We start from the raw sequence: 16958 nt of genomic DNA on the forward strand, positions 1-16958 counted from the left end.
CGGTGGCCTCTCACAAAAAGTCCCAACTTTGCAGAGGAATTTCCGCAATGAGACGATATATAGGCCCCGCTCTCACTATTTCGACATTGTTGCTGGCAGTCGACGTCAGTGCCGCCACCAAACACTACCGCCTTGCCTGGGATGGCGATGCTTCCAGCAGTGCTGTCATCGGTTTTTCTCCAGATGTCAACAGCAGTAATCCCTATGTCAGCTACGGTTACTCCACCAATGAAAGCAGCTGGAACAGCGCATTTGTCAGCAATAGCGAAACATTCGATAGCGGTATCACCAGCCATTTTGTACGCCTGCAAAATTTGAATGCGGATTCTCCTGTTTATTTTCGTGTATGTGACCAAAATGGCTGTGGTGAGCGATTTTGGTTTAGGACAGCTCCAGCAGAAAACGCGCCTTTTGTAGTAATTGCCGGTGGTGATACCCGCACAGGACATACCACTCGTCGCCAGGGAAATACTCTGCTAGCTAAAATACGCCCTCTCGCAGTGATGCATGGCGGCGACTTCACCAATGCCAATAGCGCCTCAGAAATGCGAGAATTCCTCGACGACTGGGAGTTGACTTACTCCAGCGATACGATTGATGGTTATAGCTACAAGCGAATCTACCCATTGATCCCCACTCACGGCAATCACGAAGATGATAATTACTCGACCCTCTGCGAAGTCTTCGGCGTGGATTTTAATGGCGATGGAGACTGTTCGCCCAGCGACACTTATGGTGCCGTGCAGGTGTCACCATTACTGCGTATTTACACCTTAAATAGCCAGTTTCAGAACAGTGGATGGTCCTCTTACGCCAGCGCAATGAATAATTGGCTGTCGAGCGATTTATCCAGCTATGGCAGCGCCGCCAGCTGGCGTCTCGCCCAATATCACAAACCCATGTTCCCCCATTACAGCGGCAAGTCTGACAATCCCACTTTATTTAACTGGTGGGCGCAGCCATTTTACGACTATGCGATGAATCTGGTGGTGGAATCCGATACTCATCTCACCAAAATGACTGAGGCCGTGATACCCAGTGGCAATAACTTTTCTACCACCAACAACGGCGGTACCGTTTACGTGGGGGAAGGGAGTTGGGGTGCTCCAGCCCGTTCAGCTAACGACGCCAAAACCTGGACCATCGACATGGCCAGTATCCAGCAGTTTAAGGTCATCCAGGTGAGTGAAAGTGGACTGGTAGTGCGCACCGCACAGTTCGATAACACTGCAGAAACTCTGACTCGGGAGGCACGTGCCGCCGATCCACTCATCCTGCCAGATAATGTGAATTGGTGGAGCGCCAATCGCCTGGGGGAATCCATGAATTTGATCGCTAATAACGCTGGCCGCAGCGTGATTCAAGAGAGCTCAGATAGTAACGGCAGCTTTTCCCTACCAATAAGCGATGATGTGTTTATCTCCTCCCGTTACGCATCAAGTAATTTTAACCATGACCCCGAAGGACTACTGGCCGATGGGAGTGACCACACCTATGGGACACTCTACACACTGATTAAATTTGATCTAGGCAGTCTTTCCGGCTGCTCCTCTATCAGCTCTGCCACTCTGCAGCTGAATGTCACGAATCGATCAGGTAGCACTTTCGGTATCTACCAGGCCGCCAATAACTGGAGTGAGGAAAACGCCACCTGGAACTCTGTGGGGGGCTCATCGGTACGTGGCAATCTGGCAGAGAGCTTTGTGCCTTTTTATAAGGGTTTAGAAAGTATCGATCTTCTGTCTTCCGGGCTTCTCAATAGTTGGCTTAGCGGTATGAATACTGGGCTTGTTATTGCCGCGCGCAGTGGTATTAACGGTGTAGACTTCACTTCCAAGGAAAGCGGCATGTCACCGGCACTCAAAGTTGAGGCTACTTGTAACAATTTTGCTCTAAAAGCGAAGCCGGCCGCTTCCACTTATCAGGGACTCATACCGCAACGAGTAACGGGTGATATGAGGCCCGACAAACTGTTGCCCACCTTGCCCGGCATCTCCCAATTAAGGGGTCACCAGGTTGAAGTTCCTATCAAACTTATCGAAGAGTCTGCCAAACTGGATCAAAGCCAAGGGATTGCCGCGCACCTTTAAGCGCCCCTCCTTGATCATGGTGGGAGCACCGACCAAACCACTGAACATCAGTCGCAGGTCGGTGCTACTTAGTGCCAGACTCGCTGAAGGATCTTCACTGTGTCGACCTGGATAACCGTGTAAAACTCCATTTTTAACGACCACTAAGTATTTATTTTTGTTGTCCGTCATCTCAATATTTAAGCGGATATCCGCATCCGCCGCCTTCTCCCCATTGAGACGTACCGCCATAGCATCAAATAAAAGTTGTAGAGGCACCCGCGCAACAATTTCTTCCGGCGGGTGCATCTCCTCACGGAACTCAACTCCGTGGCGTAACTCCCTGGCACCACTTAAATAAAAATTGCGCCAAATTCCAGACTCCGCCTGATACCCCAGCTGTTCGAAAGCATCCGCCAATAAATAACGTGCCTCCTGATTTTTTGGCTCAGCAAAAACCAAGTGCTTTAACACCATCGCCACCCAACGGTAATTTCCCTGGGAAAAATCCTGCCGTGCCCGCTTCATTATTTCTTCTTCCCCCCCCATATACTCTACATAGTGAAGCGCGGCTTCTTCCTGAGGGAGTGGGTGTAGATTGGAAGGGTTCCCATCAAAATATCCTAGATAACGGTTGTACACCGCTTTTGCTCCCACATTGACCGTACCGTAATAACCCCGGTTAGCCCAGGTGTGGGAGAGCGCCTCTGGCAATTGTATTTGTTCGGCGATTTCGATCATGTCGTGGCCATGGTTAGCCAGACGTAGAGTCTGATCGTGAATATATTTGTAGAGATCTCGTTGCTTTGCTAGGTAATCCAGCGCCTCACTATTTCCCCAGGTGGGCCAGTGATGGCTACTGAAAACCACCTGGGTATCTCCACCAAATTTTTCCATGGCTCTCTCTATGTAGCGACTCCACGCCAGCGCATCCCGAGTTTTAGCACCGCGAAGCGTATAGATATTATGTAAAGTGTGATTGGCAATCTCACTCATACATAGGGCGTTAAACTGGGGAAAGAAGAAGACCATCTCAGTGGGAGCTTCGGCTCCAGGGGTGCTCATAAAGATGATATCTACACCATCTATTCTCATCTCTGCCCCTTCTTCGGGAATCAGCTGTGTAGGCGTTGCAATACCGTGCTCTCCATCAGACACGCGATTGCCAAGACCCGAGGACACAAATCCATCTGGGCTGGATGGTAACAGGTCCCCAAATTGGTAGAGCGCCCGCCGCTGCATCACATTGCCCGAGCGGACATTCTCGCTGATTGCCTCCTCGGAAAATCCGTCAGGCGCGATAATTTCCACACTCCCTTCGGCTAGCTGTTGCATCGTGAGAACTCCCGCCACACCGGCAAAATGATCCGCATGGCTGTGGGTAAAAATTACAGCGCTAACAGGCCTATTGCCTAACGTCCTATTAGCCAGAGCCAAGCCAGCAGCAGCTGTCTCCATAGAAGTTAGGGGATCGATAACAATCCATCCCGTTTCCCCTTTGATCAAGGTCATATTGGCTAGGTCTAGTGAGCGAACCTGGTAAATCCCTTCAACAACTTCAAACAACCCATTGTTCAAAGCATTAAGTTGAGCCTGCCGCCAAAGACTCGGATTAACTGTATCCTTTGGCGCCCCATCTAGAAATTGCATCTGAGCCAGTCCATAGACCTCCCTTCCCATAGCGTTTGTAACCTGTGCTCCCGGAATCGTGGCAATAAACCCACGTTTGGCTAGCTGGAAATCCAAGTCATTGGAGAAGGGCAGTTGCTTCGCTACAGACAAGTTATGCGCTTTGGTGACCTTACTCGCCGGCTTAACTTTGGTATTCAGTTCCTCAGAATATTTGATCGCTTTTTGTGAATATTCACCACAAGCCATCAATAAAAGACAAAGCACCCCAAAAATAAAATAAATACGCATACAGAATCTCCTTATAAATCATTGCCATAGGCTTAGCCCTAGAATCAGAAAATAGAATCATGGGCCAGCACACCTGAACGCAACAACTCATCTCTGCGTATTGAGGTGGTCTTGTTTAAACTTCCCAAAGAAGCTACTGCTCACATATCATAAAAGCCACTAATATTGAAAAATAGTGTTAGACACCAGGATTTATTTCGCCATTTTCAACAATTAACTATTTAAAGAAGCTAAACAGCCGAATAAATTACATTTAATCTTGAGAAATCATTCACCAAAGACACAGATGATTAGTACTTATAAAATCACGATGGATAAATACGGATAACGTCCAATATCGCCCCAAAAAACCACGCTAGCCAATATTATTTATTTTTCACCCACTGAAAATAAGTACTTTCTCAGCTGCTTGATCCGACAAAGCTCGAAAAAATTACGTCGCCAATATAGGCTATATACCTCTTTAAATTCGTAAGAAAGACCAAATTAAAAAGCTGTAATCTGCATTCCTTATCCTATGGAGATGATTGCAATGCAATTCTATAGAGCTTCACTCGGCACCGCTCTTTTCATCATATTGTCATTATTGGCGTCAAATTCATATTCTGCTGAGGAGGAGGAGGTAGTGACCGATCCCGTCACCCGCCAAGGCCCAAAGGACTTCCAACCTAAACCAAACCAATTCTGGTGGCCCAACCAGCTGGATCTGCGCCCCTTGCGGCAACACTCCCCAAAGTCTAACCCCATGGGAGGAAACTTTAATTATGCCGAGGCGTTTAAAACACTGGATCTCAAAACAGTAAAGAGTGACATTGAAACGCTGTTAAAAACTTCCCAGGAGTGGTGGCCTGCGGATTATGGGCATTATGGCCCCTTTATGATCCGAATGGCCTGGCACAGCGCAGGTACATACCGGGTTAACGACGGACGCGGAGGCGCAGGAGGGGGGCAGCAGCGATTCGACCCTCTGAATAGTTGGCCAGATAATGCCAATCTAGATAAAGCACGGCGTCTGCTGTGGCCTATCAAGCAGAAATACGGAGCCAATCTATCCTGGGCTGACCTAATGGTGCTCACTGGCAACGTTGCTCTTGAATCCATGGGATTTGAGACCTACGGCTTTGCCGGTGGCCGTATAGACGACTGGGAGCCAGATCTGGTTTATTGGGGCCCGGAAACAAAGATGCTGGCCGATGAGCGCTACACCGGTAATCGCCAGTTAGAAAGACCACTGGCGGCCGTTCAGATGGGATTGATTTATGTAAACCCAGAGGGTCCCAACGGCAATCCTGATCCCAAGGCTGCGGCTATCGACATCCGTGAAACCTTCGCCCGCATGGCCATGAACGATGAAGAAACGGTTGCTCTGATAGCTGGTGGCCATACTTTTGGCAAGGCTCATGGCGCGGTAAAAGCTGATTGCTTAGGCCCAGAACCGGCAGCAGCCCCAATTGAGCAACAGGGACTGGGCTGGAAAAACAAGTGTGGTAAGGGTAATGCCGATGACACAATGACCTCTGGGCTTGAAGGGGCTTGGTCGGCCCTTCCTATTAACTGGAGCCAACAATACCTGGATAATTTATTCAAGTTTAACTGGGTAAAAACCAAGAGCCCCGCTGGTGCAGTACAGTGGATCCCCGATGATCAAGCTGCGGCCAACTTGGTGCCAGACGCCTTTGATAAAAACAAGCGGCATGCACCAATCATGTTTACCACCGATTTATCTTTAAAGTTTGATCCCAGTTACCGGGAAATTGCCAAGCGCTTTCAGGAAAATCCTGAGGAATTTAAACACGCTTTCGCCAAGGCATGGTTCAAGCTGACTCACCGCGATATGGGCCCTCAAGCGCGTTATCTGGGTGTGGAAGTTCCCAAAGAGGATCTGATCTGGCAAGACCCAGTACCAAAAGTTGATCACCCTGTAATAGATGACAATGATGTCGGCCAACTTAAAACGAAAATCCTCTCCTCAGGCCTTACCGTGCCTGAGCTAGTAAGAACGGCCTGGGGCTCTGCTTCGACTTTTCGCGGCTCAGATATGCGTGGAGGAGCAAATGGCGCACGTATACGGCTGAATCCCCAGAAACAATGGCCAGTCAATGACCCAGAGGAACTTGCCAAGGTTCTAGCACAGCTAGAAAAAATTCAGCAAGAGTTTAACAGTGCCCAATCTGGGGGTAAGAAAGTCTCTCTCGCCGACCTTATTGTTCTCGGTGGCACTGCTGCTGTTGAGAAAGCAGCTGCGGATGGGGGGCAAAAGATCAGCGTTTCTTTCAAGCCTGGTCGTACCGATGCAAGCCAGCAACAGACTGATGTTAATTCCATCGCCATGCTGGAACCCACAGCCGACGGCTTTCGCAATTATTTCAGCAGTAATAATAGCCGTACACCCACCGAGATGCTGGTGGACCGCGCCAGTCTGTTGACCCTCACTGTACCAGAAATGACGGTTTTGATTGGCGGTATGCGCGCGCTGAACGCCAATACTGATGGATCGAAAAACGGCGTCTTTACCGATAAACCAGGAACACTCACTAACGACTTTTTTGTCAACTTACTAGACATGTCCACAGTATGGAAAAAATCCGATAAAGCAGAGGGGGTTTATGAGGGTAGCGACCGCAAAACCGGTAAGGTGAAGTGGACGGCAACCCCTGTGGATCTAATCTTTGGCTCTAACTCTGAGCTCAGGGCAGTCGCTGAGGTCTATGCCTTCAATAACTCTCAGCAGAAATTCGTGCAGGACTTTTCTAAGGCCTGGACTAAGGTAATGAATCTGGATCGTTTTGACACTGCTAGTCAGTAAATAGTTCTTACGATAATTACCTCAAGGTAAACCAGCATATCTGCCGGTTTACCTTGCCTCTTAAATCCTCATCAAACTTTAATCCAAGTTTGCAAAAAGTATTTCTCCTTCAATAAATTTCAAATGATGTGATGATATAACTCTGACATCCTTATAGCCGACTGCAGATAATTTATTTGCCAATCTTTTTGCCCGTGTGCCACTTTTGCAGTAGACCAATACCATCTCGTCAAGACCTATTGTTAAATGCTCTCTCATTTCATCGAAATCACCTAGAGGGACATTAATTGCACCGTTTACATGCCCAGCCTCAAACTCCCCCACTGTCCGCGCATCAACTAGAGTCAATAGGGATTGGTCCTGCATATAAGCAGATAGTAGTTCTGCTTCAACTCCCACCATTTCGCCACTTTCATCCTGGGACGGCATCTCTTTTTCAGTTCCAACACCGGCACACCCCAAAAAACTTATCAATGCAGCTAATACAATAAATCTACCACCAATTCTATTCAACATAATTCACCCTAACCCAATATATTCCTGAACAGATCCACCAAAAATCACTTAGTAGATTATTTGCACTCTCAATTTCCTCAAACAACATAATCCATGAGAAAGAAAGTAAACAAAAAATATCAATCACCAAAAATGATTGAACACCACATGAGACAAATAGAGATGTTCTTGAGATGATTGGAAACTTGGTACAAAAAACGTAAAAGGGATAAGAACGATATCAGTACTTCACTAATCAAACCCCAAGCTTTATTTGCCTGGGGGCCTGATATGCAGAAACCAATATAACTAAAAATTAGCTGTCTTTGCGTAAATGTCGATCAAAGAAATCTCTGATCATTGTGTACTGGTGAATCCGAGTTTGTTTACCGCGCAAACTATGCTTCTTGCCAGGGTAGGTCATCAATTCAAACTGCTGGCCATTATCCTGCAGCTGTTTGATCAGTCGGGTGGTGTTAGTAAACAAGACATTATCATCCGCCATACCGTGATAAATCAACAGGGAGCCCTTAAGTCCCTCAGTGTACGGAAAAACTGATGAAGCCTGATAGGCATCCGCATCGGTCTCGGGTTTCCCCATATAACGCTCAGTATAATGGGTATCATAAAGGGACCAATCGGTAACAGGAGCACCGGATACACCTGCCTTAAAATAGTCACCCGCTTTAAACATACTCATAAGAGTCATATAGCCCCCATAACTGTGCCCAAAGATACCAATATTCTCACTATCGACAAAAGGTAGTGTGCGCAAGAATTTCACCCCAGTAACCTGATCTTCAACTTCAGGGCTACCCATATTTTTAAAAATGGGGTTCTCAAAAGTCGTTCCGCGGTTAGCAGAGCCTCGATTATCCAGAGAAAAAACGACATACCCTTGCTGAGCCATAAACTGGTTAAAGGCTTTATCCCAGCTATTGGTAACTACCTGAACATGGGGTCCACCATAGACATAAACCATAACCGGGTAACGCTTTGATGCATCAAAATTAGCTGGCTTATAAAGTCGATAATTAAGCTGATGCCCCAGAGGGGATTCAATGGTACCGAACTCAGGAGTAATCCAATCAGCTTTGTAAGGGTGTAAAGGGTGCCCATTAATAACCGCATTTTCTTCCAGCCAGGTCGTTAGTTCGCCACTGGCATTATGCAGGCTTACTTGAGGCGGGGTATTTACACTGGAAAATTTATCGATATAACCCGAGGCATCTTGGGAAAACTCGATATCATGCATTCCCTTCTTGCTGGAGATACGTTGTATCTTTCCATCCCCATTGAATGGCGCTCGATACAAATGTCGCTCTATCACAGTATCTTTACGCCCGGTGAAATACACCAAACCCTGATTCTCATCAATCGCTTCAACTTCATCCACTACCCAGTCACCCTGAGTGATCTGGTTCAACAATTTACCACTTAGATCATAGAGATAGAGATGTTTAAAACCATCTCTCTCTGAAGACCAGATAAATTGATCTTTATTCTCCAAGAAGTGAAGATCATCACTCAAATTTACCCAGGTATCACTGGACTCAATCAACAGGGTATTACCAGTGTTCGTCTTCAGATCAAAAGCACGCAACTGCAACTTCTGTTGATTGCGGGACTGCCATTGATAAGTCAGTAGGTTATCGCGCGCCCACTGCACGCGAGGAATATAAATATCCTGCTCATTACCAAGGTTTACCCAGCGGGATTTACCGGTTTCTACATTCAGAATGCCCAGCTGAATTTTTACATTCGCTCTCCCTGCAGCGGGATAGCGTTGCTGAATCAGGTCAATGCGATCAGCATAGATTTCACTGCGAGTTACCTTATCCACCGGAGACTCATCCACCTGCAGAAAGGCGATATGACGGTCATCTGGTGACCACCAGTATCCGCTCATACGCCCCATCTCTTCCTGAGCAACAAATTCGGCCATACCATTTTTAATAGGCCCGTGGCCATCACTGGTTAATGCACGCTCTTTACCATTCTTTAGGTCAACAACAAAAATATCCTGGTCGCGAATAAAAGAAACATAACGCCCTTTAGGGGAAACCCGCACATCGGTTTCGAAAGTTTCAGTTTCAGTTAAGCGCCGCGCGGATTTACTATCCAGGCCGTAGTAATAAACATCTCCAGCTAACGGAAATAACAGGGACTTACCATCTTCCGACCAGCTGTATTCCATAATGCCACTGCCATAAATTCGCTGGCGCTCGCGTCGGGCTTTTTCTTCATCGGACAATTCCTCATGACCACTGTGCAGGCTATCGGAATTCACCAGGATACGGGACTCTTTATCGGCAATGTTATATTCCCACAAATCGTAACGGTTATAGTCTTCATCGCGCCCCTTCAGAAAAGTTACCCGACTACCATCGGGAGAGTACTCAAGGGCACGGGGCGCTGTGCCTCCAAGGGCCGGATCGGAGAATATTCGCTCAATAGTCAACGTATCCGCGGAACAGAGTCCCGCAAAGGTTGTACAGCTAAGTAGGGCAAGCAGTTTTCTTTTCATAGAAGGGCTCTTTGTTTTAGTGTTTTATGCTAGGCGCAAATCTGCGTTAAGAAAGGCGTTAAACCACTTTCTCTGCAAGCAACAAAGTCCTTGAATTCTACAATGTAATCTTCAGATAACGGAGGGCATCAAGCTCTCTTTCTGAATTTAACAGAGTGACAATCAAACCTTCTGCAATTGTCTTACTTTACCGTCATTTACTCTGCATCATCGATATTCGCAGTGCCTGAAGACAATCTTGGGGCTGGCTTTTGGCGAAACAAAATCAGTAAGAAGAACCAATTTACTTCTTCTATTAAAACAGTTCTCACCTCCTTCCATAACAATTTGCCCCCAAAGATATCCAGGTCGCGGCTCTTCCCTGTTACCACCGCGAACTCAATCACAATTGATCCATTTACTTATCTAACTCTGAGGGAGACTCTATAGTCGGAGCAGGCAAGTTGATAGAGGAACCATCTCAGTATGCGGCGATGAAAAGAGTAGCGCCCCTGCCAAAATGGGTAATTGAAACCAAAAATAACCAATTAAAGAGTAAAAAAACCTAATATTGATTCAAAATCCCTGCTTAAATTTTATTTTGAAAGAGTATTTTCGATTTCAGTAAACTATTGTGTGTGGCCAATGATTAATAGGTCGTCGGGGCCAATCTCCCCATATAAGTAACCTTTCCTGATCCCTAGCCTAGAAAATACCAAAACAAAACACTCCCTCTTGCATTCCAAGACGATCGGTCATATATTGACCACCAGTTAATAGACGACCGGTCTAATATTCATGGCTCGACCACGTAAAAGCGAAAACACCAAAGAAGCACTGTTAGAAGCAGGCACCGCGATGCTGACCAGCCAGGGATATCACGGCACTGGTATCAAGCAGGTCTTGGATGCAGTAGGTGTACCCAAAGGTTCGTTCTACAACTATTTCCCCAGTAAAGAGGCCTTCGTAGCCAGCATTATTCACCGCTACGGCCAGCAGATTGATGCGGAACTAGCGCAGACGATAATAAACCTGGATCAGGCACCTGGCTTGATCCAGCTCTGGTGCTGCTTTCATAACCGTGTTCAAAACAAAGTAAAAGTTGGTCAGTCTTGTGCCTGTCTACTCGGAGCGATGTCGGCCGAGGTAGCCCAGGCCAGTCCTCTTTGCCGTGAAGCCATTGAGTCTGTAGAGCACAGGTGGCTGGAAAATCTTCAGTCGATATTACATTTAGCACAGGATCAAGGAGATCTACGCAGTGACGTCCCCGCCGATAACCTTGCGACACTGTGTTATAGCGTTTGGCAGGGCAGTATTCTGCAATACCAGGTATCCGGTGATCCCAATGATTTACTCAGACAGCTACGGACGTTTTTTAGCACCTTGGTGACGCAACAAGGGGCACAAACACTGGCCAGTATTAAAACTTACAGGCAGGACATTCATTTTGAAAAATAGTATCAACGCCTTAAAAAACACCGATCGAGATTCACCTCTCGCTCGTCCACTGAGTATTCTGCCGGGAACCAGTGTTAAAAACCGCTTGTTTAAATCTGCTATGAGTGAGCAATTAGCGGATCCCAATCATGCCCCCACCGAGGAGCTGATTCACTTATATCGCACATGGTCAGAGGGAGGCACAGGTTTACTGGTCACCGGCAACGTCATGGTTGATCGAACAGCTCTGGGTGAGCCGCGGAATGTGGTATTAGACGAGAAGTCGGACCTTTCCCTGTTCCGGAAATGGGCCCAAGCTGGGCGCCAAAACGGTACACAAATCTGGATGCAATTAAATCATCCAGGCAAGCAAACACCCAACTTTTTAAGTACCGAACCCGTCGCACCTTCTGCAATTCCATTGGCTAATGGCTTAGAGAAGACGTTCAACCGCCCGAGAGAACTCACTGAAAATGAAATAGTAATTATCATTAAAAAATTTGCCTGGGCCGCAGCACAGGCGAAAGAACTTGGATTTACTGGGATTCAGATACATGCTGCTCATGGTTATCTGATCAATCAGTTTCTATCCCCTCACCACAATCGGCGAAATGATCAGTGGGGAGGTACCTTAGAAAATCGCTTACGATTTTTACGCGAGGTGTATAGCGCTATTCGCGAAGCCGTTGGTGAAGATTTTCCGGTAGGCGTAAAACTCAATTCAGCAGATTTTCAAAAAGGTGGGTTCAGTGAAGAGGAATCCATGCAGGTTCTGAAAGCCCTGCAGGATGAAGGTATTAACTTAATTGAAATCTCCGGCGGCAATTATGAAAACCCAAGTATGGTTGGTGCCAATGTGAAAGAAAGCACTATCAAGCGAGAGGCCTATTTTATCGAATATGCAGAAAAGGCACGTGCACAGTTGCAAATTCCTGTCGTAGTCACCGGTGGCTTCCGTTCCGCAGCTGCCATGGAGGCCGCCCTTGTATCAAATGCCGTGGATATGATCGGCCTAGCCCGCCCATTAGCAGTTGACCCACGGCTATCGCACAAACTGTTATCGGATGGCAACCATAAGATAACATTGAAAAAGCTCACCACAGGTATTCCCAGACTGGATTTTATGGCTATGCTGGATGTCACTTGGTACGAACAACAGCTGGCCCTTATTGGCAAAGGAAAGCCAACGAAACCAAATATGAGTGCTTGGACCTCAGTATTAAAAACGCTGACTGCTGTCGGATTGCTTTCTTTTCAGAGGCGACGAGCCTGATAAAACTTTATTGCGCCTAGGAAAACTATAGTTCCTCACCGTAAATCACAGTAGATAAGTGAGACAATACAAGGACGTACCGCCGCCGGCCAAAACCAGGGCGAGCTCGAGAAAAACAAGTATTTTTAAAAGCCTGTAACAAAATTTTGTTGTCAGATTATAACTTTTCTGCAGGTCTTTGTGACTGAGGATAATTTCCTAGCGAGTCAGAAAAATAGGTCTCTCCAGCTGCCCAGGAGACACTGTGCACCCTAAAATAAAACCCGAAAATCTGCTCTCTATTTCTCCTCTATAAATTGCCATAGAACTAAAAAGTCATTTTATTTTTTAGGCCCTTATCCCATTATCAAGCCATAGATTATAGTAAAAATAATCTGGGTAGACCTCTACGCATATATAAAAACACAGATTTCAAGAGTAACTTATTTAGGTAAGAAGAAAATATCCGGTAAAGGCCCCTAAGAAAGAAACACCTTGTTGAATTGATTGACCTTAACAATTGTTTACTCTGCTTAACCGACGTTAGTACAGGGCAAAGGTCATACTGGAAACGAATGACTCACAGGATAACAACAATGAAGGCTAACCTCCTCTCTACTATGGGAGCTTCCCTGCTCATCTTCAGCTGTAGCTCCACACCTAAGGTTCCCACTAACGAATCTTTTGTTGCTGATATCACTGAACTAGGACACAAACGCTTTGTATATAAGGCAAGCCTGGGGGCAGCGCCCCATAACGATGGAAGCCACGGCAGTAAACATAACCGTGGCCCCGGAATGGGCGGTAAGGGTAAACCAGCAAGGGGCAAACCCAGCTCTGGTATACCTGGCCACAGTCAATCAAACTCAGGCGATATTAAGAAAATGGCAATGGCGAGGGTGGAACTCCTCATAAATGAAAATGGATTCTGTTCTAACGGCTGGTTCCCGATTGAACAGACTTTCGAGAAAGGCCGGGCAGAGATTCACGGTGAATGTCGTGCAGTTGCCGCTCAATCAGATAGGTGAAAGACACCCAGGTAAGCTCGATAAAAAGCTCATGTATTACAACCGGGCAATTATAAAGTGCCCGGTTGCAGCGCAGCTCTAAACGATATGACAGCAGCTTTAGGCAGGAATTTTATCGTTACTCAAGAGGTAATCCGCATGGAAACGCAGGTGTTCCTCAATAAATGAGGCGATAAAGAAGTAGCTATGATCATATCCTGCATGGTGCTCCAGTCGCAAAGGATAGCTACAAGCTTCGGCGGCCATTTGCAGGGCCTCGGGTCGTAACTGCTGCTCAAGGAATTGATCTTCATCGCCCTGGGAGACCAGTATCGGGAGGTGCGTTGTCGCTCGCCCTACTAAAACACTCGCATCGTAACCTTCCCAGCCGGTTGTATCCGCGCCCAGATATGCACCAAACGCTTTCTCTCCCCAGGGGCAAGCGATCGGATTACAGATCGGACTAAATGCTGAAACTGAGGTATATCGCTCAGGGTTACGCAAGCCAATAACCAGGGCGCCATGACCTCCCATGGAATGACCACTGATGGCGCGCTTCTTACTTACCGGAAAATGCCCTTCAATTAGCGCCGGTAATTCAGCCGCTATATAGTCATACATACGGTAGTGCTGCTTCCAGGGTTCTTGAGTGGCATTCACATAGAACCCTGCTCCCTGGCCAAGGTCGTAGGAGGGATCATCGGCAACATCCTCTCCACGAGGGCTGGTATCTGGTATGACCAGCACAATACCCAGCTCTGCAGCCATACGCTGGGCGCCCGCTTTCTGGCTAAAATTAGCATCGGTGCAAGTCAGGCCCGATAACCAATAAAGCACCGGATAGCGATGCCCTTCTTCGCTGTCTGTACCCTGAGGCAAAAAAATAGAAAACTGCATAGTGCAATTCAACACAGCGGAGCGGTGCCGGTATTCTTGTTGTAACCCATCAAACGATCTGGTGCTACTGACAAGCTCAATTGACATAGGTTATCCCACTCAAACGTTTTCGTAATGAATGACACTGCGAATACTCTTGCCTTTGTGCATCAAATCAAAGGCCTCATTAATATTATCCAAGGGCATCGTGTGGGTAATAAAGTCATCCAACTTAAATTCCCCGGCCAGATAGCGCTCGACATAATCCGGAAGTTCAGAGCGACCTTTCACTCCTCCAAATGCAGTGCCGCGCCACACCCTACCAGTAACCAACTGGAAGGGGCGCGTGCTGATTTCCTGACCCGCACCGGCAACGCCAATAATTACAGACTCGCCCCAACCTTTGTGGCAGCACTCCAGCGCAGACCGCATAGTATTTACATTACCAATACATTCGAAGGAGTAATCCACTCCACCATCGGTAAGGTCGACAATGACTTCCTGGATGGGTTGTTCATAATTTTTGGGGTTAATACACTCTGTCGCACCGAGTTTTTTTGCCAGGGCAAATTTATCTTCATTGATATCAATGCCAATAATACGCTCAGCACCCGCCATCTTGGCCCCGATAATTGCCGATAGGCCAATTCCACCCAAGCCAAAGATTGCCACGGTTGAACCCGCTTCTACCTTAGCGGTATTCATCACCGCTCCCATCCCCGTAGTGACACCACAACCAAGAAGACAAACTTCCTCAAGCGGCGCCTCGGGATTAATTTTCGCCAGGGAGATTTCCGGTAATACCGTATACTCAGAAAAAGTGGAGGTGCCCATATAGTGATAGATGGGCTTTCCATTGATCGAAAAACGCGTGCTGCCATCCGGCATCAAACCCTTACCTTGGGTTGCTCGAATTTTTTGGCAGAGGTTCGTTTTGCCAGACAAACAAAACTTACATTCGCCACACTCGGGGGTATATAGCGGGATAACATGATCCCCAACCGTTAAGCCGGTAACTCCTTCACCCACCGACTCCACAACACCCGCTCCCTCATGGCCAAGGATCGCAGGGAAGACACCCTCAGGATCCTCCCCCGAAAGTGTGAAAGCATCGGTATGGCAGACCCCGGTAGCCGTCAGCTTAATACGTACCTCGCCTTTTTGCGGCGGCATCACCTCAACTTCCTCGATAGAAAGCGGCTCGCCCGCTTTCCAGGCCACAGCGGCTTTACAGCGAATCGTCTCTGCACCCATGGTGTTATTCCTTACTGGTCGTTGTTTCAATCAACAGGTGCCCAGCATAGCCTGCCAGTATTTATGAGGCAAAAAGGGAAGGACAAAATAGGATACTGAAATGAGGCGGGACACTGCCGGGTAAATACCCTTTGAAAAACCTAGAAGTAAAAATCAATGTTGTAGCTTGCGCCATTGTAAGGGGGAATTCCCATGCACAGTGCGAAAAGCTTTGGAGAAGGCACTGGTATCGGTATAACCGAGGCTCGCCGACAGTAGAGCAATATCAATATTTGAGGACCGTAAATGCCATCGAGCCGTTTCCATGCGCGCTTCTTGTAAAAGCTGCTTGAAAGAGGTGCCGGCAGCACGTAAATGGCGCTGCAAAGTGCGAACAGGGGTATCCACCAGTTGGGCAACCTGTGCCAGGTTATGCTGTTGGGCCCCCAATGTCTGCAAGATCAGCGTCCGCACTTGACTCGCTATATCCCCCCTTTGCCCCTGAATGAGCAACTGGGTAAATTCCTCAAAATATTGCACCAATCCCTCACTAGCCGCATTCAAAGGCCTTTCTAACACTTCAGCATCGAACACGAGACAATCATATTCCTGGGCAAAAAATACCTCAGCTTCAAAGTACTCACGGTAACGCTGGAGTGAAGAAACCGGTACATGGCAAAAATGCACTTGGCGTGGGCGAATATCCGCTCCAGCCAACTCCCTAAATAGCCTGCAGGCGGCGCCCAAGGCCAGCTCGCTGTACTGCTCAGCAACACCAAGCCCTTCATAATGGCAAATGCGATAAGCGTAGAGTCTGCTATCGCGCTCAATTATTCGCCAGTGATCAGCCTGGTTGTGTAATACCATGTAGCGGTGGCTGGCACTCAACGCGGCATCCAGGTCTTTCTCTTTGAGCACCAACTTACCCAACACTCCAAGCATACGCAGGCCCTGCTGCTCCGCCAGCCGCAAGCCAAAGTCATTGCATTGCAGCTCACGCACACACAGGTTTAACAGGTCGATCAGAGTAGAGATTGGAATCAAGATATCCGGGCGACGCATACAGTCTGCGGGTAGGCCAACCTCAGCGAGAAAATCCGAAGGTATTCCGCCCAACTGGGGAACCAGAGTGTTGAAACCCGCGAGGGTGCCGCTGCGAATTTCATAGGTGGGGCTCATCAATCCATCTCCACTGCCTGTCATAGCTACAACCACAGCCATAGCCAGGCGCACCAGCTAGCATTGGGATCTACGGCCAATGCCAGGCGGTTAAAGTCCTAGGGAAGTATCCCAGGGATGATAACAGGGCAAATTTATTCCAGTAATCTTCACAAGACTGAAATGTGATAGGAAACCA

The 16958-nt window shown here is 47.5% G+C and carries 11 protein-coding genes; 5 read left to right on the forward strand and 6 right to left on the reverse strand.

Translation table 11 applies throughout. The features are described from left to right. Positions 1-47 precede the first annotated feature (47 nt). A complete protein-coding gene (locus MJO52_RS17850; RefSeq protein ID WP_252083308.1) occupies positions 48-2090 on the forward strand; it encodes a DNRLRE domain-containing protein in 2043 nt (680 codons plus the stop codon). Here the strand turns inward: MJO52_RS17850 and MJO52_RS17855 are convergent. Further along, positions 2001-3989, reverse strand: coding sequence for an alkyl/aryl-sulfatase (locus MJO52_RS17855; RefSeq protein WP_252083309.1), 1989 nt, complete (start codon positions 3987-3989; stop codon positions 2001-2003). The genes MJO52_RS17850 and MJO52_RS17855 overlap by 90 nt on opposite strands. A gap of 532 nt (positions 3990-4521) precedes the next feature. Here MJO52_RS17855 and katG point away from each other — a divergent pair. Beyond that, positions 4522-6795 (forward strand): catalase/peroxidase HPI, encoded by a 2274-nt coding sequence (katG, locus tag MJO52_RS17860; RefSeq protein ID WP_252083310.1) that lies wholly within the window; start codon positions 4522-4524, stop codon positions 6793-6795. Positions 6796-6873: 78 nt separating this feature from the next. On the opposite strand, the gene MJO52_RS17865 is transcribed toward katG, so the two are convergent. Both MJO52_RS17865 and MJO52_RS17870 read right to left on the reverse strand, forming a co-directional pair. Next, complete coding sequence (locus tag MJO52_RS17865; RefSeq protein WP_252083311.1) at positions 6874-7311, reverse strand: rhodanese-like domain-containing protein; 438 nt, start codon at positions 7309-7311, stop codon at positions 6874-6876. A 295-nt stretch (positions 7312-7606) separates the two neighbouring features. Beyond that, the gene (locus tag MJO52_RS17870; protein ID WP_252083312.1) at positions 7607-9817 is read right to left on the reverse strand and encodes a S9 family peptidase; all 2211 of its coding nucleotides are present in this window, start codon (positions 9815-9817) and stop codon (positions 7607-7609) included. A 777-nt stretch (positions 9818-10594) separates the two neighbouring features. Between MJO52_RS17870 and MJO52_RS17875 the strand changes: the two genes are divergently transcribed. From MJO52_RS17875 to MJO52_RS17885, 3 genes are all read left to right on the forward strand, one after another. Then, positions 10595-11254: a TetR/AcrR family transcriptional regulator gene (locus MJO52_RS17875; RefSeq protein ID WP_252083313.1), complete on the forward strand. Its 660-nt coding sequence runs from the start codon at positions 10595-10597 to the stop codon at positions 11252-11254. Next, entirely contained in the window at positions 11244-12506 is a 1263-nt protein-coding gene (locus tag MJO52_RS17880; protein WP_286036984.1) for an NADH:flavin oxidoreductase/NADH oxidase family protein, read from the forward strand. The genes MJO52_RS17875 and MJO52_RS17880 overlap by 11 nt, the downstream gene beginning before the upstream one ends. Positions 12507-13081: 575 nt before the next feature. Further along, positions 13082-13513, forward strand: coding sequence for a hypothetical protein (locus tag MJO52_RS17885; RefSeq protein ID WP_252083315.1), 432 nt, complete (start codon positions 13082-13084; stop codon positions 13511-13513). Between the two features lie 99 nt (positions 13514-13612). On the opposite strand, the gene fghA is transcribed toward MJO52_RS17885, so the two are convergent. The 3 genes from fghA to MJO52_RS17900 form a co-directional block, all read right to left on the reverse strand. After that, on the reverse strand, positions 13613-14476 hold the full coding sequence (gene fghA, locus MJO52_RS17890) for an S-formylglutathione hydrolase (RefSeq protein ID WP_353505445.1): 864 nt from the start codon (positions 14474-14476) through the stop codon (positions 13613-13615). A 12-nt stretch (positions 14477-14488) separates the two neighbouring features. Beyond that, positions 14489-15622, reverse strand: a complete 1134-nt coding sequence (locus MJO52_RS17895) for an S-(hydroxymethyl)glutathione dehydrogenase/class III alcohol dehydrogenase (protein WP_252083316.1) — start codon at positions 15620-15622, stop codon at positions 14489-14491. Positions 15623-15775: 153 nt separating this feature from the next. Continuing rightward, positions 15776-16822 (reverse strand): AraC family transcriptional regulator, encoded by a 1047-nt coding sequence (locus tag MJO52_RS17900; protein WP_252083317.1) that lies wholly within the window; start codon positions 16820-16822, stop codon positions 15776-15778. Positions 16823-16958: the final 136 nt, after the last annotated feature.

It is taken from the genome of Microbulbifer variabilis, from assembly GCF_023716485.1.
Taxonomy (GTDB): domain Bacteria; phylum Pseudomonadota; class Gammaproteobacteria; order Pseudomonadales; family Cellvibrionaceae; genus Microbulbifer; species Microbulbifer variabilis_B.